Annotated in this window: 22 protein-coding genes; 5 read left to right on the plus strand and 17 right to left on the minus strand. The window is 64.6% G+C overall.

The window, feature by feature from the left end:
• Positions 1-7 precede the first annotated feature (7 nt).
• The 3 genes from AB9K35_RS12170 to AB9K35_RS12180 all read right to left on the minus strand — a co-directional run bounded on the left by AB9K35_RS12170 (position 8) and on the right by AB9K35_RS12180 (position 2,180).
• Complete coding sequence (locus AB9K35_RS12170; protein WP_222453679.1) at positions 8-361, minus strand: sarcosine oxidase subunit delta; 354 nt, start codon at positions 359-361, stop codon at positions 8-10.
• Positions 362-610: 249 nt separating this feature from the next.
• Positions 611-820, minus strand: coding sequence for a hypothetical protein (locus tag AB9K35_RS12175; RefSeq protein ID WP_222453680.1), 210 nt, complete (start codon positions 818-820; stop codon positions 611-613).
• Between the two features lie 115 nt (positions 821-935).
• Positions 936-2,180, minus strand: coding sequence for a sarcosine oxidase subunit beta family protein (locus AB9K35_RS12180; protein ID WP_222453681.1), 1,245 nt, complete (start codon positions 2,178-2,180; stop codon positions 936-938).
• A 188-nt stretch (positions 2,181-2,368) separates the two neighbouring features.
• Between AB9K35_RS12180 and ccmI the strand changes: the two genes are divergently transcribed.
• The 3 genes from ccmI to AB9K35_RS12195 are packed head-to-tail and all read left to right on the plus strand — an operon-like array spanning position 2,369 to position 4,314.
• Entirely contained in the window at positions 2,369-3,607 is a 1,239-nt protein-coding gene (gene ccmI / locus AB9K35_RS12185; RefSeq protein WP_369926407.1) for a c-type cytochrome biogenesis protein CcmI, read from the plus strand.
• Entirely contained in the window at positions 3,604-4,077 is a 474-nt protein-coding gene (gene ruvX / locus AB9K35_RS12190) for a Holliday junction resolvase RuvX (RefSeq protein ID WP_222453683.1), read from the plus strand. The genes ccmI and ruvX overlap by 4 nt, the downstream gene beginning before the upstream one ends.
• A 3-nt stretch (positions 4,078-4,080) precedes the next feature.
• Positions 4,081-4,314, plus strand: coding sequence for a DUF1289 domain-containing protein (locus AB9K35_RS12195; RefSeq protein ID WP_222453684.1), 234 nt, complete (start codon positions 4,081-4,083; stop codon positions 4,312-4,314).
• A 129-nt stretch (positions 4,315-4,443) separates the two neighbouring features.
• Here AB9K35_RS12195 and AB9K35_RS12200 read toward each other — a convergent pair whose 3' ends face one another.
• The 5 genes from AB9K35_RS12200 to AB9K35_RS12220 form a co-directional block, all read right to left on the minus strand.
• Positions 4,444-5,241 (minus strand): hypothetical protein, encoded by a 798-nt coding sequence (locus tag AB9K35_RS12200; RefSeq protein ID WP_369926410.1) that lies wholly within the window; start codon positions 5,239-5,241, stop codon positions 4,444-4,446.
• Positions 5,242-5,272: 31 nt separating this feature from the next.
• Positions 5,273-6,127: a sulfite exporter TauE/SafE family protein gene (locus AB9K35_RS12205; RefSeq protein ID WP_369926412.1), complete on the minus strand. Its 855-nt coding sequence runs from the start codon at positions 6,125-6,127 to the stop codon at positions 5,273-5,275.
• An 89-nt stretch (positions 6,128-6,216) separates the two neighbouring features.
• Positions 6,217-7,239: a tRNA dihydrouridine(20/20a) synthase DusA gene (gene dusA / locus AB9K35_RS12210; protein ID WP_369926413.1), complete on the minus strand. Its 1,023-nt coding sequence runs from the start codon at positions 7,237-7,239 to the stop codon at positions 6,217-6,219.
• A 429-nt stretch (positions 7,240-7,668) separates the two neighbouring features.
• Positions 7,669-8,493 carry a YdiY family protein gene (locus AB9K35_RS12215; RefSeq protein ID WP_369926414.1) on the minus strand — a complete coding sequence of 275 codons (825 nt, stop codon included), beginning with the start codon at positions 8,491-8,493 and terminating at the stop codon, positions 7,669-7,671.
• 122 nt (positions 8,494-8,615) lie between these two features.
• Positions 8,616-9,560 (minus strand): LysR family transcriptional regulator, encoded by a 945-nt coding sequence (locus tag AB9K35_RS12220; protein ID WP_369926415.1) that lies wholly within the window; start codon positions 9,558-9,560, stop codon positions 8,616-8,618.
• 157 nt (positions 9,561-9,717) lie between these two features.
• Between AB9K35_RS12220 and AB9K35_RS12225 the strand changes: the two genes are divergently transcribed.
• Complete coding sequence (locus tag AB9K35_RS12225) at positions 9,718-9,921, plus strand: hypothetical protein (RefSeq protein ID WP_222453690.1); 204 nt, start codon at positions 9,718-9,720, stop codon at positions 9,919-9,921.
• A gap of 195 nt (positions 9,922-10,116) precedes the next feature.
• On the opposite strand, the gene AB9K35_RS12230 is transcribed toward AB9K35_RS12225, so the two are convergent.
• The 9 genes from AB9K35_RS12230 to AB9K35_RS12270 all read right to left on the minus strand — a co-directional run bounded on the left by AB9K35_RS12230 (position 10,117) and on the right by AB9K35_RS12270 (position 18,709).
• Positions 10,117-10,596 (minus strand): hypothetical protein, encoded by a 480-nt coding sequence (locus AB9K35_RS12230; protein WP_369926417.1) that lies wholly within the window; start codon positions 10,594-10,596, stop codon positions 10,117-10,119.
• A gap of 3 nt (positions 10,597-10,599) precedes the next feature.
• The gene (locus tag AB9K35_RS12235; RefSeq protein ID WP_222453692.1) at positions 10,600-11,415 is read right to left on the minus strand and encodes a DUF3100 domain-containing protein; all 816 of its coding nucleotides are present in this window, start codon (positions 11,413-11,415) and stop codon (positions 10,600-10,602) included.
• A gap of 100 nt (positions 11,416-11,515) precedes the next feature.
• Positions 11,516-13,051 carry an aldehyde dehydrogenase family protein gene (locus AB9K35_RS12240; protein WP_369926420.1) on the minus strand — a complete coding sequence of 512 codons (1,536 nt, stop codon included), beginning with the start codon at positions 13,049-13,051 and terminating at the stop codon, positions 11,516-11,518.
• Positions 13,051-13,962 carry an NAD(P)-dependent oxidoreductase gene (locus tag AB9K35_RS12245; RefSeq protein WP_369926422.1) on the minus strand — a complete coding sequence of 304 codons (912 nt, stop codon included), beginning with the start codon at positions 13,960-13,962 and terminating at the stop codon, positions 13,051-13,053. The genes AB9K35_RS12240 and AB9K35_RS12245 overlap by 1 nt, the downstream gene beginning before the upstream one ends.
• A 130-nt stretch (positions 13,963-14,092) precedes the next feature.
• On the minus strand, positions 14,093-15,001 hold the full coding sequence (locus AB9K35_RS12250) for a LysR family transcriptional regulator (RefSeq protein WP_369926424.1): 909 nt from the start codon (positions 14,999-15,001) through the stop codon (positions 14,093-14,095).
• An 8-nt stretch (positions 15,002-15,009) separates the two neighbouring features.
• Positions 15,010-16,149, minus strand: coding sequence for a M20 aminoacylase family protein (locus AB9K35_RS12255; RefSeq protein WP_369926426.1), 1,140 nt, complete (start codon positions 16,147-16,149; stop codon positions 15,010-15,012).
• Positions 16,150-16,185: 36 nt separating this feature from the next.
• Positions 16,186-17,082: a VOC family protein gene (locus AB9K35_RS12260; protein WP_369926428.1), complete on the minus strand. Its 897-nt coding sequence runs from the start codon at positions 17,080-17,082 to the stop codon at positions 16,186-16,188.
• Positions 17,079-17,843 carry a serine acetyltransferase gene (locus AB9K35_RS12265; RefSeq protein WP_369926430.1) on the minus strand — a complete coding sequence of 255 codons (765 nt, stop codon included), beginning with the start codon at positions 17,841-17,843 and terminating at the stop codon, positions 17,079-17,081. The genes AB9K35_RS12260 and AB9K35_RS12265 overlap by 4 nt, the downstream gene beginning before the upstream one ends.
• A gap of 137 nt (positions 17,844-17,980) precedes the next feature.
• Positions 17,981-18,709: a FadR/GntR family transcriptional regulator gene (locus AB9K35_RS12270; protein WP_369926432.1), complete on the minus strand. Its 729-nt coding sequence runs from the start codon at positions 18,707-18,709 to the stop codon at positions 17,981-17,983.
• A 100-nt stretch (positions 18,710-18,809) separates the two neighbouring features.
• Between AB9K35_RS12270 and ampC the strand changes: the two genes are divergently transcribed.
• The gene (gene ampC / locus AB9K35_RS12275) at positions 18,810-19,967 is read left to right on the plus strand and encodes a class C beta-lactamase (RefSeq protein WP_369926434.1); all 1,158 of its coding nucleotides are present in this window, start codon (positions 18,810-18,812) and stop codon (positions 19,965-19,967) included.
• The last annotated feature ends 34 nt before the right edge of the window (positions 19,968-20,001 follow it).

A 20,001-nucleotide genomic window follows, 5' to 3' on the forward strand; every position in this document is an offset into this window, starting at 1 on the left:
TGTTTTGTCAGGCGGCAGAAGATTTGCGGCCGTCGGAGAATTCGCGCCAGCTCCAGCCGGGACGCTTGGCGGTGATCTTGTCACAGATCTCCTGCGGCGGCTCGGTGGTCTGGGCGGGATAGGTGCCGAACACCTCCAGCGTCATCGTGCAGCGGGCCGCGTGGAACCACTTGCCGCAGCCGTTGGCGTGGCGCCAACGCTCGAAATGCACCCCCTTGGGGTTTTCGCGCATGAACAGGTAATCATGGAACTCATCATCCGAGGAGCCGGGGCCATAGCGCTTCAGATGCGCCTCGCCGCCTGCGGCCAGTTCGGTTTCTTCGGCTTTGACACCGCAATAAGGGCATTCAAGGATCAGCATTGTGCGTGCTCCATGGTGAGGGAAACAACAGCGCCCAGTCCAGGGCCACGAGGCGTGGAGCGGGCCTGGCGCGCAAGCGCGGCCCGGTCCGCAGACGCGGCACCGGTTGAACGGTTCATCGGATGTCGGGACGAGCCCGCGGCCTGCCGCAGGACGGCAGACCCTTTGGTATCACGCACCAGACGGGCCAGCATGGTGCGACCGGGAGAAACCGGCACGCCGCCACTGCGGGCAGCGTGCCCGCGATGGTTACTGGCTTGCGCCTTCGACTTCACCTTCGATGGCGCTGCCGTCCGGCAGTTCGATGCGCAGATCCGGTTCATCCACCGGGTTTTCGCCGCCAAGGACGAACCAGCCGATGACGGCCAGCGCGACAACGACGCCGCCGAGGATGAAGGCCAGCGCGCCCATACCGCCGCCGGAACCAGAACCGGAGTTGTTGTGGATTTCGTCAGACATGAGAGCCTCCTGTGCAGTTTGCAATTCGGGTCAACAACGCCCGAACCTGCATGGAGGTTCCCCGTCTCTGCCTGTCGCGGCTGCGGCAGGCAGGACTTTGCCAAACGGGTCTGCATCAGTGCGCCACCCCGGCCGCAACGCTCTCGTCGATGAACTTGCCTTCGCGGAAGCGCATCATCGAGAACTCCTCGGTCAGCGGCGAATGGCCGGTGGCCATCAGCTCGGCCATCGCCCAGCCGGACCCCGGGATCGCCTTGAAGCCGCCGGTGCCCCAACCGCAGTTGACAAAGCAGTTTTCGACCGGCGTTTTCGAGATGATCGGCGAGCGGTCGCCAGTCACGTCGACGATACCACCCCACTGGCGCAGCATCTTGAGACGGCTGACCATCGGGAAGGTCTCGACCAGCGCGCGCACGGTTTCCTCGATGTGATGGAACGAGCCGCGCTGGGTGTAGTTGTTGAACCCGTCGGTACCGCCACCGATCACCATCTCGCCCTTGTCGGACTGCGACATGTAGCCATGCACGGTGTTGGCCATCACGACCACGTCCATGCAGGGCTTGATCGGCTCGGAGACCATCGCCTGCAGCGCCACGGATTCCATCGGCAGACGGAAGCCTGCCTGCTCTGCCAGAACCGAGGCATTGCCGGCCACGACCATGCCCAGCTTGTCGCAGTCGATCGGGCCCTTGGTGGTGTCCACACCGACGGTGCGACCGTTCTCGACACGCACGCCGGTGACTTCGCATTTCTGGATGATGTCCATGCCCATGTCGGAACAGGCCCGCGCATAGCCCCAGGCCACCGCATCGTGGCGCGCGGTGCCACCGCGCTCCTGCCACAAGCCACCCAGAACGGGGTAACGCGGCCCGTGCAGGTTGATGATCGGAACCAGTTCCTTCACACGCTCCGGCGTGATCCATTCGGTCTGCACACCCTGCTGCTGGTTCGCATGCGCGGTACGCTTGTAGCCGCGGATCTCATGCTCGGTCTGCGCCAGCATGATGACGCCGCGGGGGGAGAACATCACGTTGTAGTTCAGATCCTGCGACATGGTCTCATACAGGCTGCGCGCCTTCTCGTAGATCGCAGCCGAGGGATCCTGCAGGTAGTTCGAGCGGATGATGGTGGTGTTGCGGCCGGTGTTGCCGCCCCCCAGCCAGCCCTTCTCGATGATGGCGACATTGGTGATGCCGAAATTCTTGCCCAGGTAATAGGCAGTCGCGAGGCCATGGCCGCCCGCGCCGACAATGACCACATCATAATGGCGTTTGGGCTCCGGCGAGCGCCAGGCGCGCTCCCACCCGGTGTGATAGCGCAGGGCTTCCCGCGCGACGGCAAAAACTGAATAGCGTTTCATGGGCGAATCCGATGGTTCGTGTCTGTTAGCCGGTATGCCTGAAATGCATGGCTGACCGACGCCGTTTATCGTCCTCTTTCTGCGCTATTGCGACATTCATGTCGGGGAGCTGCAGAGACGCCGCGGCAGTTTGGCCCTTTTGTTCCACCGTCCCCGGTTATAGATGAGGAACAAACCACGGAGACGGCATGGTATTCTGGACAGTCACCGCACTCATCGCATCCGCGGCAGCCTTTTTGCTGGCGATGATTCTCATCCGCGCCCGCGAACAGAGCGAACCCGCCGCAGCCTACGACCTGCGTGTCTATCGCCAGCAGTTGCGTGAAGTTGAAAAGGATCTCGCCCGCGGCGTCATCCAGCAAAACGACGCCGAACGCATCCGCACCGAAATTTCCCGCCGCATTCTCGCGGCCGACACCCAACTGCAACAGGCCCGCAACGGCGCGAGCCAGCCATCGGGTCTGTCGCGCACGATGGCCGCCGTGACGGCGCTGGTGATCGTGGGCGGCACGCTGGGTCTGTACTGGCATCTGGGCGCGCCCGGCTATGGTGATCTTGGCTTGCGGGACCGCATCCGACTGGCTGCAGAACGCGCCGAGAGCCGCCCCTCCCAGGCCGCCGCCGAGGCCGAGATGCCCGCGATGGGCAAACCGCAGGTCGACGAGAGCTATCTGCAACTGGTCGAACAATTGCGCCAGACCGCAGGCAGCCGTCCCGATGATGCCCAGGGGCAGGCGCTGCTCGCCCAGCACGAAGCGAACCTTGGCAATTTTTCCGCCGCATATGCCGCCAAAAGCCGTCAAATCGACCTTCTGGGGCCACAGGCCACGGCCCGCGACTACACCGAACTGGCGGAGCTCCGGATCATGGCCGCCGGTGGGTATGTCTCCCCCGAGGCGGAACGCGACCTGCAACAGGCGCTGTCGCTCGATCCCACCCACGGACCTGCCCGCTACTACTGGGGCTTGATGCTGGGGCAGTTGGGGCGGCCTGACCTTGCCTATCGCGAGTGGGCCGCAACCCTGCGTGACGGCCCCGCTGGCGCGCCCTGGGTCGAAGGCATTCAGGCGCAGATTGAAGACATGGCCTATCGCGCCGGTGTCCAGTACCAGCCGATCACACCGGGCGGATCCAACGCTGCCCCCCTGCCCGGCCCAAGCGCCGAGGACATGGAAGCCGCAGGAGAGCTCAGCTCCGAGGAGCGTCAGGAGATGATCCGCGGCATGGTCAGCCGCCTGTCCGACCGGCTGGCAACCGAGGGCGGCAGCGCCGAGGAATGGGCGCGGCTGATCGGTGCCTTGTCGGTTCTGGGCGACAGCGCCCGCGCCCGTGCAATCTATGATGAGGCGAAAATGGTCTTTGCGAGCGACAGTGAAGCCCTGACGCTGCTGCAGACAACCGCCCGACAGGCAGGAGTGGCTGAATGATCCACGACGTATTCGAAGACTTCGCCGCCGCCCTGCCGCCGATGAGCGCGCTGATGGGGCTGGACCTTGGCACCAAGACCATCGGGGTTGCCGTCTCTGACCGCATCGGCGCGGTGGCGACGCCGCTGGAAACCGTGAAGCGCAAGAAATTCACACTGGACGCCGCCCGCCTGCAGGAGATCATCCAGCAACGCGACATCGGCGGCATCCTTTTAGGCCTGCCGCGCAACATGGACGGCACAGAAGGCCCGCGTTGCCAGTCCACCCGCGCCTTTGCCCGCAACCTGGCGCAGCTCAGCGATCTGCCGATCGGCTTCTGGGACGAACGGCTCAGCACCGTGGCAGCGGAACGGGCGCTGCTGGAGGCGGATACCACCCGCAAACGCCGTGCCGAAGTGATCGACCATGTTGCGGCCTCTTATATCCTCCAGGGCGCGCTGGACCGGCTGCGGCATTTGAAGAATGGGTGAGCGATGACGGATGAGGTTTGGAAACGGGACGAGATCCAGTCCCCCTGCATCAAGATCTGCGTCGTCCACCCCGAGGCGCGCATCTGCACCGGCTGCTACCGCTCCATCGACGAGATCCGCGACTGGTCGAAAATGACCAATGGCCAGCGCGCAGAGATCATGACCGAGCTGCCAGACCGCGCCAGCAGATTGGTCAAGCGCCGCGGCGGGCGCAGCGCAAGGCTGAAGCGCAGGTAGCGCCGCAAACGACGAAGTAACGACTTGTCAACCATGCGGAATGGATGCTGACCCAATGTTTCGCGCGCGAAACATTCAGGCAGGGGTGCTGACCTATCCGATCCGCGCCGTCGGCCTGTCGGGGTCAGATCACCCCTCTGCCAGCCAGGCCGACGTCCAATCCGCCAGCTCCGGGCGGAAATAGGCGATCATGCGGCCCTCTTCCGGCGCGCTTGCCCCCTCGCCCCAGGGCGCAACCCCGTGCAGGCACAGCCGGTGCATCAGGTAGGATTCACCGGGCTTGGCGTGCACCGTGATCCGCGGGCAGGTTTCGAACACCTCGGCGCGGGCGGCCGTATAGGCGTCGGTCACATCGACATCCGCCCACGCCGCAAGCGACACCCCATCGAACGCGGCGGCAAAGGCGCGGCGCATGATCTTGTGGCTCCCCTCCCAGATCACCAGCGGGGCCGCATCCGGGCTGCTTTCGTTCAGCGGGATCCCCAGCACCCAGGCATGCGGCTCCTCGACCTTGCGGCGGCGGTGATCGCCGTACATCTTCACCCCGTCCACATGCGCCGCATCGCGCTTGACGCGGTAGCGGAACGCCGCTTCTCCCTCGCCGGGACGCGGGCGCGGATAGCCGGGAAAGACCGAGGATACCTGCGCGCGGTGCAGGCTCGGCAAGGGGCCGTGATGGTCGGCAATGAACCGCAACGCCTCCCCGGCCAGCGGAGGGCCGTCCGGCAGCCGACCCGTGGTATCATTGGGCAGCGCATCCACGCCGATGAACCAGGTCCGTTCGCACTGAAACCAATCGGCACAGGCCGGATCGTCGAGCGCCGCAACGCCGTACGGCAGCGCGTGCTCGGCCCAGGCCGCAAGCTGCGGATCGTACCCAAAGCGCAGCCAGCCCTTATCCAGATAGTGAAGATCCGCGTCCTGCATCACGCCTCCGTCCGATGCCGGTCGATCCCGGTCAGTAGCCAAGCGCCTTGCGCAGCATATTCAACGCCACCAGTACCAGGAACCCCCCGAACAGGCGCTTCAGCGGCTTGGGGTCCATCGCATGGGCGAGCTTGACGCCCCAGGGCGCGGTGATCAGCGTCATCGCGATCACGATCAGGAAGGCAGGAAGGTTGACGGCGCCAAAGGTCAACGGAGGCCGATTGGCCGGATCGATCTGCAGCAGCAGGAAACCCGCCACGGAGGGAACCGCGATGATCACGCCAAAGCCCGCCGCGGTGGCAACCGCCCGGTGCACCGCGACCCCGTGCAAGGTCATCAGCGGAACGCCAAAGCTGCCGCCGCCAATTCCCATCAGAACTGACAGAAAGCCAACCACCGGCGACAGTATCACGCGCCGAATACCCTTGGGCATGGCCTCGGCCAGCCGCCAGTCCGCCTTGCCGAACCCCAGGTAGAAACCGATCACAAGGGCGAGGCCGCCGAACACCCCCTGCAAAACCGAAGACCGCAGCGCCGAGGCCGCCAGCACGCCAACGACCGCCCCCAGCGCAATGCCGACCCACCAGCCGCGCAGGATCTGCCAGTCCACGGCGCCTTTCTTGTTGTGGCTCATGACCGAGCGAAGCGACGTGACGATGATCGTCGCCAGCGAGGTCGCCAGACAAATCTGCATCAGCTGGTCACTGCCGTAGCCGAGCGTCTGAAAGGCATAGAAAAACGCGGGCACCAGCACGATGCCGCCCCCCACGCCCAACAACCCCGCAAGCACGCCCGCGAACCCGCCAATGACAACCAGAAGCGCGGCCATCTGCATCAAAAGACCCGGCTCCGGCCAGAGTGCGACAGTAATGTTGGGATCGGTCATGCGGGCGGAACCTCGGGCGTATGTGTCTGTTGCGAAAGGGTTAGCGACCCCAGCGCCCCCCCGCAAGCCAATACCGGGTTACCGGGATATCAGGCCGCAGCCTGCCGGGTAACCTCAGCCAGCGCCTGTTCCACCAGCTCCGGCCCGGCCCCGCTGCGACAGGCCCCTTCGGACAGGGTGCGGCGCCATTGCCGCGCACCCGGCTTGCCCGCGAACAGTCCCAGCATGTGCCGCGTGATCTGGTTCAACTTGGCGCCGCCCGCCAGTTGCGCCTCGATATAGGGCAACATCCGGCGCACCGCCTCGGCCGGATCGCTCACCTGACCGCCGCCATAGATCTGCAGATCTGCGGCACACAGGATATCGGCCGGCTGGTGATAGGCCGCCCGGCCGATCATCACCCCGTCAAGCCCACGCTCGAGATGTGACCGCGCTTCATCCAAGGTTGCGATGCCACCGTTGATCGAGACATGCATGTCCGCAAACGCCGCCTTCATCCGGTGCACTAGGTCATAATCCAGTGGAGGGATGTCGCGGTTTTCCTTCGGGCTCAAGCCCTGCAACCATGCCTTGCGCGCGTGTATCGTCACCCGATTGCAGCCCGCTGCGCGAATTTTCTCGAGAAAGTCGGGCAGCACCTTCTCCGGGTCCTGCTCATCGACACCGATGCGGCATTTGACGGTCACCTCCACGTCCACCGCCTCGCGCATCGCGGCCACGCAATCGGCCACCAGCTCAGGTGTCTGCATCAAAACAGCGCCAAAAGCCCCGGATTGCACGCGGTCGCTCGGGCAACCACAATTGAGGTTGATTTCATCATAGCCCGCTTCGGCACCAAGACGGGCCGCCTCGGCAAGCTCCACCGGGTCGGACCCTCCCAGCTGCAAGGCCAGGGGATGTTCCTCTGGGTTGAATGTCAGCAAATGTAGCGCCCCGCCCCGCACCAAGGCCGGAGCGGTGACCATTTCGGTGTACAACAGGGTTTCGCGGCTGAGCAGCCGATGCAAGTACCGGCAATGGCGATCCGTCCAATCCATCATGGGTGCGACGGAAAGGCGTGCGGAGCGCCAGATGGGCTCATTCACTTGTTTTTCAACGATCTTGTCACTCATGCCAGTTGCTCATTCACAGCCGAATTTTGCCTGTTCCGACCCGTTTTGTCGGGCTGGAACACCAAAGGTTGTCCCGATTTCCAAAAGTGGTTCCGCTATAGCCAACATGATCGAGCGCAAGCGAAAGGGCGGTTCGACCGCCTATCTCGCACGAATTGCCACCAAAAGGAAAGGTCAATGGGGTCATCGCGGAGTCCGAATGTTCGCCAAGAGGTCTTCCGCCAACGCCTGACCCCCAAAGCGGCCTCAAGGCTTGGTGCCGCGGGCGACGACCCGCGCAAGATCAAGACCATGGGGAAGACGCCTCGAGACGCGAAAGGCTGGTGGTCTCTCAACCTGCACGCCCCGACTCGCGGGACAAAAAAAGGGGCGGATTTCTCCGCCCCGAGGTGAGCGAGGGCATGGCAACCCTCGTCGGTCCCTCCCCTGTCAGAAACCGTAGACCAGCGAGACGCCCAGCTTGTTGTCGGTGCTCTTCAGGCCCGGCAGTGGATCGCTGTCCCATTCGGTGCGGTAGGACACCCGGGTCGCAAGCCGGTCGGTGATCTTGAAGTTCACGCCGAGGTCGTTGGTCACCACCGTGTCCGCGTCCGAGAACAGCACGTCGGTGTCCATGGTCAGGAACGCGGTTTCGCTGAAGGCGAAGTAGTAGCGCGACGCCGCGATGCCTGCCACTTCGGTGGTGTCGTTACGCAGCTGATCCTCGATGTAGCGCACGCCTGGGCCTGCCTGGACCCGCCAGGTCTGGGTCGGGGTGTTGATCACCCGGTAGCCCGGTCCAAAGCCCAGAAAAGCGTCCAGACGGTTGGAGTCGAAATCGTCGTAGCGCACCGAACCAAGGCCGAACACGTAGAACTGCTCATTGAAGTAGCGGTTCACGTCATAGGTCAGGAAGATTTCTTCCTTGTTGCGCACGTCATTGTCTTCGGAGAATTCGCCCGCAAAGCCCAGGGTGTGGTTCCACAGCCCGTGGCCGTAGCGCAGGCGGCCCGCGAAATCGAGATCGGCAGTGTCCGTGTTGCCGGTGGTGCCGGAAAACCCGAGTGACACGCTGCCGCTCCAGCCCTGGGCGTACTGGTTGGGCCCGAAGCGGTCCTTGTCGCCGCCTTCGGCCAGATCGTCGCCGACGTCCTCCTGGATGTCGTCAATGCGGTCGTCCAGATCCTCGATGCCGACGATGGCGCCCTGCGCGAATACAGGCGCAGCCACGAGGAGAGCGAGGACCGACGCGGCCAGAGTGTTACGTGTTTGCATGGGTCTATCCTTTCCCAATCTAGTGACCCGTCCCGGATGGGCGGGGGCATCACTGCCTGGGATGGAAATAGAACCTGCTGATGGATAAGTGAAATTCGTAATAATTGATGATGACTCAATAATTACTCACTTGAAAAGCCGTTCTCAGCGTTTCCAAGCACTTCGACAATGTCATTGGTGCTCAGATCGCGCAGCTCAGCGATGACAGCGTCTTGCTCGGCGTCAATCTGTGACCGAATTGCCACAAGCGTTGCCTCGGCATTGGCCCGCACCTCGGCGTCCAGATCGTCGCGCCAGATCGACCAGACCGGATATGGAAAGCGCGGCGTGTCCGCCACCAGGTGCAGGCGGCCCTCGTCCAGGTATTTCTTGATGTAGCGGGCGGGCAGATAGGCAGCGGCCCGGCGAGAGACGATGTATTCGGCCGCCAGCGCGCCGAGCGACAGGGTCAACCCCGGGTTGGTCAACTCCGGCAACTCAAGCGCATGGGCGTGAACGAACTCCGGGCCCCAGTCGACGAAGACATAGTGGGGCACGATTTCCTCGAAGGAGGCAGGCCAGGATGCCGCGAGCACCAGGTCTTCCTCGATGAACTTGTGGGCGGTCAGACCGGGCCGCAATTGCGGGCTGTACATGAGGCCAATTTGCACCACGCCTTCGATGAGAAAGCGCATGATCCGGTCCGGCATGCCAAGCTCGGCCCGGATGTTCAGCGACGGCATTTCCCGCTGCATCGTATCAATCCAGCGAAATCCCAGACGCGGCCACAAGGAATATTGCGCGCCGATGGTGAGGGACTTGGTATAGCCCTCGGGCACACCAACCTGCTGGCGTGCCTCTTCCCAGATCTTGATCAGCGACAGCGCGTAGCGCTCGAATTCCCGACCCGCCGGGGTCAGTTCAGCACCGGCTTTGGAGCGCGTGAACAATTGTTTGCCCAAGGCCTCCTCCAATCGCTGAACGCGCAGGCTGACGGCTGACTGCGTCACGAACAGTCGTTCACTGGCATTCACGAAAGAGCCGGTGGCGGCGACCTCCAGAAAGGTCCGAATGAGAGCAATGTCCATCAGCTCAATCCATAATGAATACTTGCGACAACCATAATTCCTATTCGTTTTTCTGAAGATATTGAACCCCCTATGGTCAGGCCATCAAGCGGAAGGGCACCCCCGCCCTTCGCCGCACATCCCACGACGAACCCGCACCACGGGGAAGGAGACTGAAATGAAACTGAACGTGCTCTTCAAGACGACCTCTGCCGCTCTGATCTTCGCCGGCTTCGCATTGTCCGCATGCTCGGCAGACCGGGCAATCGACAACACCGTCGGCGTTGCGGCCGGAACCACGAAGGTTTTGGCCAAAGGGGCCGTCGGCGCGGGCAAGCTCGCCTACAAGGGCGGCAAGGCTCTGGTGGTCGGAGGCGAATAAGCGCCTCATCGTATTGATTTTAGCCCCCGAGCGTCTTCCGGACGGGGCAATAACGCGATGAGCCTTGGCTGTCTCGGGGACAGCTTGTTGCCAAGCGACGCATGGCACGCGGCCAGCACACAGCCGCGAATGGCATCATTGGCAATGGACTGCCCCACGGGCCGGGAAATCGGCCCGTGGGGGATCATTCAGTGATCAGAGAAAAGCCTGTGCCACGATGGCCGAGCCCACATATGTACCGGTCATCACCAGGACACCAACCACGGCGATCTTCCAGCCCGAGGTCTTGGCGATCTCGATCTCGCGCCGGGCGATGGCGACACCTGCATAGGCAAGACAGGGCGTTGCCAGCGTCAGGAAGTTCACGTGGCTCACCTTGTCCAGTACCCAGTCACTGCCGGGCGTCCAGGGCATGGTCGCAAGGATCCCGACAAGTGAAATCCAGGCCACCGACGGCAGCTTGAACGGCACGAATTTGGTCAGCAGCATGCCGATCATGCACATGATCCACAGGACGATCAGCCCTACCAGTCCTTCCGGCACGGTGTTCTCGGTCGCCACGGTGTTGCCGACAAGGGCGATGACGCAGACCACCGCCAGCGCCGCCGCGTGGGCACCGAGACCGAACTTCGCTTCTTCGGACAGGTCGAGATCTTGGATGTGTGTGTCGCTCATGGCTCAGGCTCCGGCTTTGGCGGGCTCTTTGCGGCCCAAGAGGTCATAGAGTTTTTCGGTCACCGGCAGCGCCACGAAGACGCAGAGGTAGAGGCCGGTGGCATAGGTCAGCACGTTGGACGCACCCGCGAGCGCGAGGATCTGCTCCTCCATTTCCGGCACCGCGTGCACCAGCGCGCCGGAACAGGCCGCCATCATGCTGCCCGAGCCAATGCCGCAGGCCATCGCCAGCGCCTCGACCGAGAAGGCGCCGGTGGTGGCAAGGATCGAGGCGAGGATGGCAAAGATGAAAGTGCCAAAGAGGGTGCCGATCACATAGACGCCCATGACACCGGCGCCTTCCTGGCTTTTCAGGCCATATTTGTCGGCGATGATCGCGATATTGGGTTCGCGCGCCACGGAGAAGCAGGCGCCGATCGCCTCGCGACCCATGCCCAGCACCAGAACGGCGATCGGGAAGGCCAGCACGATGGTGCCGAGATTGCCCAGTTCCTGCAGGATGAGCGCGGGACCGGCGGCGACGATCTTGTCCATCGACGGGCCGATGATGGTGCCGAACTTGGCGATGAACGGCATGATTGCGATGACGATCATCGGCGAGGCGGCGTTCACCTGGCGGTCCCGGATCAGGGCACGGGCACCGGAGATGACATTGGGGTTGATCAGAAGCCCCATCACGAAGGCATAAAGCAGCGGCAGCAGCAGGATCGAGCCAATGCCGATCGGCACGGCGATGACGCCGACCAGCTCGGCGATCACGGTGATGACCAGCATGCTCAGATGGAGCCGCCAGTCGAGGAGGATGTCTTTAATTGGCATGAGGGGACCTCTCTGTTGGCGTCCCCTTCGGGGGACGCATTGGCCGGGACCGGGCCCATACCCGGTCCGCAGCAGATTGTGAAGTGTAATTACTTTTTGATCAGCCGGGCGCGTAACCGAAGCCCTGCACAGGATTTTCCGCGGTTTCGACCCAGACGGACTTGGTCTGCGTGTAGGCGGCCAGCGCCTCGCGTCCGGATGAGCGGCCATAGCCGGAGCGGCCGAAACCGCCAAACGGTGACATGACGTTGATCGTTTTGTAGCTGTTGACCCAGAAGGTGCCTGCACGGACCTGCGCCGCCATGCGGTGTGCGCGGCCCACGTCCTGCGTCCAGACCGCACCTGCCAGCCCGTAGGGCGTGGCATTGGCCAGCGCGATGGCCTCTTCCTCGGTATCGAAAGGCAGGACCGAGACCACGGGGCCGAAAACCTCCTCGTTGGCGATGGTCATCTGCGGCGTTACCCGGTCTAGCACCGTGGGGGCGAAATAGAACCCGCCGCTCTCAGAAAGGGCCGCAGGCTTGGCTCCGCCGCTGGTGATCTCTGCCCCCTGCCCTTCGGCCTCGCGCACCATCTGGTCGATCTTGGCCCATTGCCGCGCGTTGTTCACCGGACCGACCTGCGTGGCGGGATCCATCGGCGCCCCAACCGGGATGTTGGCGGCCGCGACGCTCAGCTTTTCGACCATTTCGGCATGGACGGACCGGTGCACCAGCAGCCGCGACCCCGCCACGCAGCTTTGCCCGCAGGAGGCAAAGATCGCCGCCTGTGCGCCCACCACCGCGCGGTCGAGATCGGCATCGCCAAACACGATATTGGCGGATTTGCCGCCCAGCTCCAACACAGACGGCACCAGCCGCCTGGCTGCGGCACCCGCGATTTTGCTGCCCGCCTCGGCGGAGCCGACAAAGACCACCAGCGCCGTTTCCGGGTGCTCGATCATCGCCTGACCCGTGCCGGGACCGTCGCCTGCGATGACATTGACAAGCCCCTTGGGCACGCCCGCCTTTTCACACAGGATGCCGACTACGATGGACGACAGCGGCGTCAGCTCCGACGGCTTGATCATCACGCCGTTGCCCGCGCAGATCGCCGGGGCAACCTGCCAACAGCAGGTGAACAGCGGCGCATTCCATGGGGTGATCTGGCCGACAACGCCCAGCGGCTCGTGGCGGGTGTAGTTCAGATGCGTCGAGGGCACCGGGATCACGTCGCCGGAGATCTTGTCGCACCAGCCGGCGTAATATTCGAACATCTCCGCCATGCGCGCAGGCTCGCCGGTTGTGTCACGGATCGGGCGACCAGAGGACAGCGCCTCCAGCTCGGACAGCGCCGCTGCGTTCTCGCGCAGTTGGCGGCCAATCTCGAACATGATCCGCCCGCGCTCCGAGGCGGTCTTGGCATACCATTCCTTCTGGGCGAGGCTGGCGGCCTCGGCGGCCTGGGCAACCACGTCTGCCCCTGCGTCCCGGTAGCGCGCGAAGACTTCACCCGTGGCCGGGTCGGTCAGCTCCAGCTCCTTGCCGGAGCCCGGAACCAGCGCGCCGCCAACCCAGGACTGGACCTCGGACGAGCCGGTGAGTTCCTTCAACAGCCCGGCCACGCGGGCCGCCGTATCGACCGTTTCAATGCCCATCACATCTTCTCCTTTTTGCTGAGCCGATCCACCGCGGGATCGCCCATGTGCATGAAATCATCCGCGTCCTTCAGGCCCGAGTTCTCCTCGGCCCACAGCTCCGCCACCAGATCGGCCACCGGCATGGCGCAGCCGGAGCGTTCGGCCAGCTCCCGCGCGAGGCGCACGTCCTTGCGCATCAGCCCGGTGCTGAAGCCGGAGTCAAAGCTGCGTGGCAGCACCCAGTTGGGGTAGTGAATTTCCGAAATCGCGCTGCGCCCGGTGGCCGAGTTTATCACCCGCAGGGCATCCTCGGCGCCGACCCCGGCCGCCTCGGCCAGCCGCAGCGCCTCCAGCGTGGTGATCATGTGGCTGGCGGCCAGCATGTTGTTGACCAGCTTGGCCACATTGCCCGCGCCGCTGGGGCCGACGTGAAGGATCTTCGCCGCCATCGCCTCCAGCGCGGGCATGGCACGGCCCGCCCATGCCTCGTCGCCGCCGAGCATTACCGAAAGCTGCCCAGCTGCAGCACCGGACGGCCCACCGCTGACCGGCGCATCGAGAAAACCGTGCCCCGCGTCCGCCAGCTCGGCCGCCAGCTTGCGGCTGACCTCGGCCTCGGAGGTGGAGGTGTCAATAATCACCTTCGGGGCGGCACCCACGGCCAGAAGCCCGGCCCCCTGCGCCGCGGCAATCGCGGCCTCGACATGCGCCGCAGCGGGGAGCGAAAGCACGATGATCTCCGCAGTGGCAAAGACATCCTCGGGGCTGGCCAGCGGTGCGATGCCCGCGTCGCTTGCGCGTTCCTGTGCTGCCGGTGCGGGATCGTAGCCCGACACCTCGAAACCGGCCCGCGCGAGGCTCGACGCCATGCCAAAGCCCATCGCCCCCAGTCCGATCACCCCGGCCCGTTTGACCGTATCATCTGCCATGTGAATTCCTGTCCCTGTCCGTTGCCGGCCGCCGCGGGCCGGTCCTGCAGCCAGCTAAGCGGACAAGGGGTGTTCACAGATAGGGGGTATCGTGCGCACATTGCGTTGCCGCTACAGCAACGCAAAACCGTCACGTGCGGAAAGCCACCATACGGTCGGACAGGAAGCTCGCGACCAGCTCCACCGATTTCGGCAGACGTCGGCGGGCGCGCACCATCAGGTGCGAGCTGACCCGGTGCAGCGCCGGTTCGTCCAGTTCCACTACCGACAGGTCGCCGCGATCAGCCTGGCTGGAGGCGGAAAACCGCGGCAGGAAGGTGACGCCCATGCCGGCGCTCACGTAGCGCAGCAGCAGCGCGATGGAAGCGGTCTCTACCTGTACCCGCAGCGCCAGCCCGCGTTCGGCGGCGACCTGCCCGACAAGGTGGCGCACGGCGTGGCGGGTATCCAGCATGGCGACGGGATGGGTCAGAACCTCGGCAAGCGCCACGCGCTGCCGCCCGGCGAGCGGGGAATCGGCCGGCACCACCGCGCAAAGCGGCTGCCGCCCCACCGCCAGCGAGCGGGTCGCCTCGGTCACCACCGGATTGTAGGCAATGCCGATGTCGGCCTCGCCCTCGATCACCCGGCGCTGCAGCTCCTCGGTGCCGGCGTGATCGATGGAAAAGCGCAGATCGGGTTGCAGGCGGCCCAGCTCCGCCAGCCCGTTTTCCATCAGGTCCACGGTAAACCCCTCGCCCAGCGCGATCCGAACGGTCTGCATACGGCCGGAACGGTAGCGGCCAATCTGGTCCAGAAGGAAGGTCTGTTCATCCTGAAGGTGAAGCGCGTGCTCGCGCAGCAGCTCCCCCGCCGCGGTTACCGTCACCCCTTTTGAGCTGCGCTCGAAGAGGGTGACACCGAGACGCGCCTCGGCCTCGGAAATCTTGCGCGAGATCGCCGAGGGCACGACATTCAGCCGCTCCGCCGCGCGGCGGATCGATCCCTCCTGCGCCACCGCGAGGAATTCGCGCAGGAAGCGGCTGTCGAGCGCGTCCATTGCGCGCCTCAGCCCCGCGCCGCGCGGCGGACAAGCCGAACCCAGAACTCCGCCCCGGCGGGGAGCACGGCGTCGTTGAAGTCGAACTTGGGCGAATGCAGCCCGGGATTTTCGCCCTCGCGCGCGGCGCCGAGCCACAGATAGGCGCCCGGAACCTCGTTCAGCATGAAGGCGAAATCTTCCGAAGCCATGCTGGGGTCGGTCATGGCCGTATCCAGCCCCATATCCGCCGCCACTTCGCGCGCCAGCACGGCTTCGGCGGCGGTGTTGATGGTGGCGGGATAGCGGCGCTGGTAATCGATCGTGGCGGTGCACCCCTGCGCCGCCGCCGCGCAATTGGCAACACGGCGCAGGCGTTCTTCGATGATGTCTCCGGCCTCGGCATCGAACCAGCGGCAGGTGCCGCTCAGGACGGCGCGGTCGGGGCAGACATTGTAGGCGGAGCCGCTGTGGATCTGGGTGACCGAGACCACGCCCGGCTCCAGCGGGGACAGCGCACGGGCTGGAATTTCCTGCAGCGCGGCCGCCATGCGCCCGGCGGCGGCAATCACCCCGTCGGATTGCTCGGGCATGGCGCCGTGGCCGCCCTTGCCGCGGATCTCGATATCAAAGACCGAGAAAGCCGCCATCATCTTGTCGTCGCGCGCCACGAAACGGCCCGGCGCAAGACCCGGCCAGTTGTGGATGCCAAACACCCTGTCGACCGGGAATTGTTTGAACAACCCCTGCTCGACCATCACCCGCGCGCCGCCTTCGTTTTCCTCGGCGGGCTGGAAGATCAGCGTGACGGTGCCGGACTCAACCCCTTCCTCGGCGATCTTGCGCGCGGCGAGCAGCAGCATCGCGGTATGGCCGTCATGGCCGCAGGCATGCATCTTGCCGGGAACGGTCGAGGCGTAATCGACGCCCGAAGCCTCGTGTATGGGCAGCGCGTCGATGTCGGCGCGCAGGCCGATCATGGGCGCACCCTGCCCCATCTGCGCCACAACACCGGTGCCTGCAAGGCCGCGGTGCACCCGCCACCCCCAGGCGCTGAGCAGCCCGGCGATCATCTCGGAGGTCCGGTGTTCCTCGAATCCCAGCTCGGGGTGACGGTGCAGGTCGTGACGCCAGGCGATGGCCTCGGCAATGTGATCTTGGTCGAACATGGGTCTCCTTTGGGCGCGGAGGCGCCGCGGCTTGTGTCAGGGCGCCTTGGGCGCTTCCTGGAAGGTCAGAAGGATGCCGCCCAGCCGGGCGGGCTCAGTCAGGACCAGCGCGCCGCCGGTCTCGCGAAAATCAAAGCCGCCTGCCTCGACGAAGGGGCGGACCTTGTCAAGCGCGCTGCAGGCGATGTCGAGCGACACCACCGAAGGTGCGCCATCGAGGGCAAGGTCTTGGGGCAGCGGGCCGAACAGGTCGCTGGCGGTGTCGCGGCTGAACACTCGCCAGTGCCCCCTGCCGGTGGCAACGGTAAAGCCCCGGTCCGTATCGGCAACTGCATCGGCTCCGTGCAGCGTGGCGAGCCAGTCCTTCACCGCGGGCTGGTCGTCCGGTTCGGCCAGGATCGTGGCGGAAACGAAACCATGCGCGCCGTTCGGGTGGTCCATCCACCCGGGAAATTCGATCAGGTCGCGGCGGTGCTGCTGGCAGGCGAACATGGTCAGCCGCGGCAGGCCGGGCCGGGAAAAGATCTTCAGCGTGGTTGCGGTTCGGTCGGGGGTGCCATCATCGCAGACCACGTCGCGGCCAAACTCTATGGTGCCTTCGCAATGGCCGCCACGGGCCACCACGGCCGCCTCATCCGCCGCCGCATCGGTCGAGTTCAGCGCCGTCAGCGGCACCCCTTCGCGCTCGGCCAGCCAATGCTGGACGTGGCGTCCAAAGCGGAACTCCCCGGCGGCAAAGCCATCCAGCAGGGTCTCATCGCTGATGCCCACCAACTCCAGCAGCTGGTTTTCAAAGATCACCAGCGCGGTCGAAGTGCCCCACGGGTGCATCCCCGGCGGTTTCATGCAAAATCCGAGGGACAGGTAGGCCTTACGCGCAGCCGCGAGATCGCGCACACAGACAAGCGGATGATCGATGCCGAGCGAGGTCACGTCTGGCGCCCCTTCAGATCTGAGAGCGGAGCAAATCCGGCAAACCGGCCCGCGCCCCGGTCAGCGGCGCGCGCACCTGCGACCACATGGCCGGGCGGCACGTCCCTGGTGACGATCGCCCCTGCGGCCACAGTCGCGCCCGCGCCGATCTCCACCGGACCAAGGATCAGCGCCCCGGCCCCGATCACGGCACCGCGGCGCAGCGTCGGGTGACGCCCCTCGCCCATGTCGACAAAGTTCGAGCCAAGCGTAACGCCGTGCCAGAGGCTGACATCTTCTTCGATCACCGCGGTCTGGCCGATCACCAGCCCAAGCCCGTGATCAATCCAGACACCGCGCCCGATCTGCGCCTGCGGCCATATCTCGACCGAGAGGGCGCGGGTGAACTGTGCCTTCACCGCAAGCGCCAGGGTTTCACGCCCAGACAGCCACAGCGCGCGGCTGAGCCGGTAGGACAACAGCGCGTGGTAGCCGTTGGCGAACAGCAGCACCTGCGGCGCGCCGCCGGGCTGATCGTCGCGCGCACTGGTCACCAGCAGATCGTCAAAAGCTGTCTCCAGCAGGTCCGCATCATTGCGAAACTGCTCGGCTGCCAATTGATGCAGCTGACCTCGGGAATCGCCTGCGGGCAGGCAGGCGGCCAGCGTCGCGCCGAGCAGATCCGGCAGATCGGACACCTCGCCCGCCTTGATCCCGACAAGCCCCGACATCGCAGGGTCGCTGCCGAGCACGTCGCGCGTTTCGGACAGAAGCGTTTGCATCAACACGCTGGCACTCATGGGACCTCGGATCAGGAACGACGGTTCTGCGCAAAGTTGCCCCGAAGGCAGTGCTGCGCACAAGACCGGAAACGCCCCTACCGTGTTGCCCTGACGAGAACACCCCCCCTGCGTCCGCGTCAGGTCGGCCCGGTGCCCGCTATGTCGGGTTGAAATGTCATAGCCGCCTGGATCGTTTCGAGATGCAGGCGCATCGCCGATGCTGCCTCTTGCGGATCGCGATTGGCGATCCCATCCACGACGGCATCATGTTGATCGCTGTGAATGCTCTGGAACTCGTTGGGGGCAATTCTGCGATAGGTTCGATCCCACTCGCGTTGCCAGGCAACCCGGCGACGCGCGCCTGACAGATAGACGAGAAACCCGATCAAAACCGGATTGCGAGAGGTTTCCGCAACCGCACGGTGAAAGGCGTCGTCCGCCTGTTCGCAAGCGGCCCGATCCGTAGCCCGGCGGCCCTGGGCAACTTTGTCCCGCAGGTGGAGCACATCGTTCTCGTCCGCTGCCAACGCGGCCTCGGCGGCGACCTGGGGCTCCAGCAAGAGGCGGGCGCGGATGATGTCCGGCGGTGTCGCGCCTTCCACCAGGAGCGTATCGCGGATCGGCAAATGCACCGGGCGGCGACCGCGAAAGGTCCCCTGCCCGACGTGCCGCCAGATCAGACCTTCGGCCTCCAGCTGTGCATAGCACCGACGCAGCGTTTCGCGGCTGCACGCCAGCATGGAACATAAACTCCGCTCTGGTGGCAGACGATCGCCATTGATGGGCGCCAAGCGATCAATGGCCTGACGAAGCTCGTCCAGGACCTCCTTCTGACTTCTCCGCAACGTTCCCTCCCAACCAGACAAATTTTTCTAATACCGCAGCCAATTTTTTCTCGTTTGAGGCGACAAACCGCAAGCCTTAGAGCGGATTTTGCCCAACCAAGGGCAAATCAATGAGGCTGACATGAAAATTTTTACCGCCGCAGCGCTTGCGCTGCTGTCGTTTCCCACCGCGCTGATTGCCGCCCCCCGCAGCGAAGCCGAGGTGCAGGCGCTCGCCGCGCAGAGCTTTGCGCCGCTGATGGAAGAATTCAATGTGCCTGGCCTTGTGGTCGGCATCACCTACGGCGGGCAGGACCACTATTTCAGAGCAGGCGTTGCCGCGCGCGCCGCAGGCACCGCTGCCACACCGGACACGCTGTTTGAGCTGGGATCAATCAGCAAGCTGTTCACGGCAACCCTCGCCACCATGGCCGAAGGTCGCGGACACCTCGACCTGAACCAGCAAGTTGCGGATCACGTGCCGGAGCTTGCGGGCACGGCCTTTGGCGAACTTTCCCTGCGGGAGTTGGCAACACATCAATCCGGCGGCTTGCCACTGCAGGTCCCGGACACCGCGCAGACGACAGAAGACCTCGTGGAGTGGCTGCGCGGCTGGCGGCCTGACACACCGGGGGCCCGCAGCTATTCCAATATCAGCATCGGCCTGCTGGGCCACATCACGGCAAATGCCCTGGATCGCGACTTTGCAGACGCGCTGGAACAGGATCTTTTCCCGGCGCTGGGATTGGGGAACACGTGGGTCGACGTGCCGGACCAGGCCATGGAGCGCTACGCATTCGGTTACGACCGCAAGACCGACCGCCCCATACGGGTCAGCCCCGGTGTGTTGGACGGCGAGGCGTATGGCGTGAAATCGAGCGCTCGTGACATGGTGCGTTTTCTGAACCTGCACCTGGGGCACGCAGAGGTCTCCGAGGAACTCAGCGCTGCACTGGGAAAAACACGGCACGGACTGGCCCAAACGGAGGCCTATGTGCAGGGTATGATCTGGGAGCAATACCCCTGGCCCGTCGCCCAGGAGCAGATGATCAAGGGCAACAGCTACGCTTATATCCTGAACCCCCAGCCCATGCGCAAGCTGACCCCGGCCTTGCCGCCGCAGGAGCATGTCATCCTCAACAAGACCGGAGCGACCAACGGGTTTGGCGCCTATGTCGTGTTGCTGCCCGGTGAAGACCTCGGCGTGGTGATGCTGGCCAACCGCAACATCCCCAACGAGGCCCGGATCCGCGCGACCTATGGCTTTGTCCAAAAATTGCTGACAGACCCACAGGGCTGACCACCGCTCTGCACCAGTCTTGCCTTGCAGTTCC

The organism is Leisingera sp. XS_AS12 (assembly GCF_041224635.1).
In the GTDB taxonomy this organism is placed as follows: domain Bacteria; phylum Pseudomonadota; class Alphaproteobacteria; order Rhodobacterales; family Rhodobacteraceae; genus Leisingera.

Coding starts and splice junctions, on each gene's coding strand:
- AB9K35_RS12170 (WP_222453679.1), bottom strand. CDS start 361: ATGCTGATCCTTGAATGCCCTTATTGCGGTGTCAAAGCCGAAGAAACC.
- AB9K35_RS12175 (WP_222453680.1), bottom strand. CDS start 820: ATGTCTGACGAAATCCACAACAACTCCGGTTCTGGTTCCGGCGGCGGT.
- AB9K35_RS12180 (WP_222453681.1), bottom strand. CDS start 2,180: ATGAAACGCTATTCAGTTTTTGCCGTCGCGCGGGAAGCCCTGCGCTAT.
- ccmI (WP_369926407.1), top strand. CDS start 2,369: ATGGTATTCTGGACAGTCACCGCACTCATCGCATCCGCGGCAGCCTTT.
- ruvX (WP_222453683.1), top strand. CDS start 3,604: ATGATCCACGACGTATTCGAAGACTTCGCCGCCGCCCTGCCGCCGATG.
- AB9K35_RS12195 (WP_222453684.1), top strand. CDS start 4,081: ATGACGGATGAGGTTTGGAAACGGGACGAGATCCAGTCCCCCTGCATC.
- AB9K35_RS12200 (WP_369926410.1), bottom strand. CDS start 5,241: ATGCAGGACGCGGATCTTCACTATCTGGATAAGGGCTGGCTGCGCTTT.
- AB9K35_RS12205 (WP_369926412.1), bottom strand. CDS start 6,127: ATGACCGATCCCAACATTACTGTCGCACTCTGGCCGGAGCCGGGTCTT.
- dusA (WP_369926413.1), bottom strand. CDS start 7,239: ATGAGTGACAAGATCGTTGAAAAACAAGTGAATGAGCCCATCTGGCGC.
- AB9K35_RS12215 (WP_369926414.1), bottom strand. CDS start 8,493: ATGCAAACACGTAACACTCTGGCCGCGTCGGTCCTCGCTCTCCTCGTG.
- AB9K35_RS12220 (WP_369926415.1), bottom strand. CDS start 9,560: ATGGACATTGCTCTCATTCGGACCTTTCTGGAGGTCGCCGCCACCGGC.
- AB9K35_RS12225 (WP_222453690.1), top strand. CDS start 9,718: ATGAAACTGAACGTGCTCTTCAAGACGACCTCTGCCGCTCTGATCTTC.
- AB9K35_RS12230 (WP_369926417.1), bottom strand. CDS start 10,596: ATGAGCGACACACACATCCAAGATCTCGACCTGTCCGAAGAAGCGAAG.
- AB9K35_RS12235 (WP_222453692.1), bottom strand. CDS start 11,415: ATGCCAATTAAAGACATCCTCCTCGACTGGCGGCTCCATCTGAGCATG.
- AB9K35_RS12240 (WP_369926420.1), bottom strand. CDS start 13,051: ATGGGCATTGAAACGGTCGATACGGCGGCCCGCGTGGCCGGGCTGTTG.
- AB9K35_RS12245 (WP_369926422.1), bottom strand. CDS start 13,962: ATGGCAGATGATACGGTCAAACGGGCCGGGGTGATCGGACTGGGGGCG.
- AB9K35_RS12250 (WP_369926424.1), bottom strand. CDS start 15,001: ATGGACGCGCTCGACAGCCGCTTCCTGCGCGAATTCCTCGCGGTGGCG.
- AB9K35_RS12255 (WP_369926426.1), bottom strand. CDS start 16,149: ATGTTCGACCAAGATCACATTGCCGAGGCCATCGCCTGGCGTCACGAC.
- AB9K35_RS12265 (WP_369926430.1), bottom strand. CDS start 17,843: ATGCAAACGCTTCTGTCCGAAACGCGCGACGTGCTCGGCAGCGACCCT.
- ampC (WP_369926434.1), top strand. CDS start 18,810: ATGAAAATTTTTACCGCCGCAGCGCTTGCGCTGCTGTCGTTTCCCACC.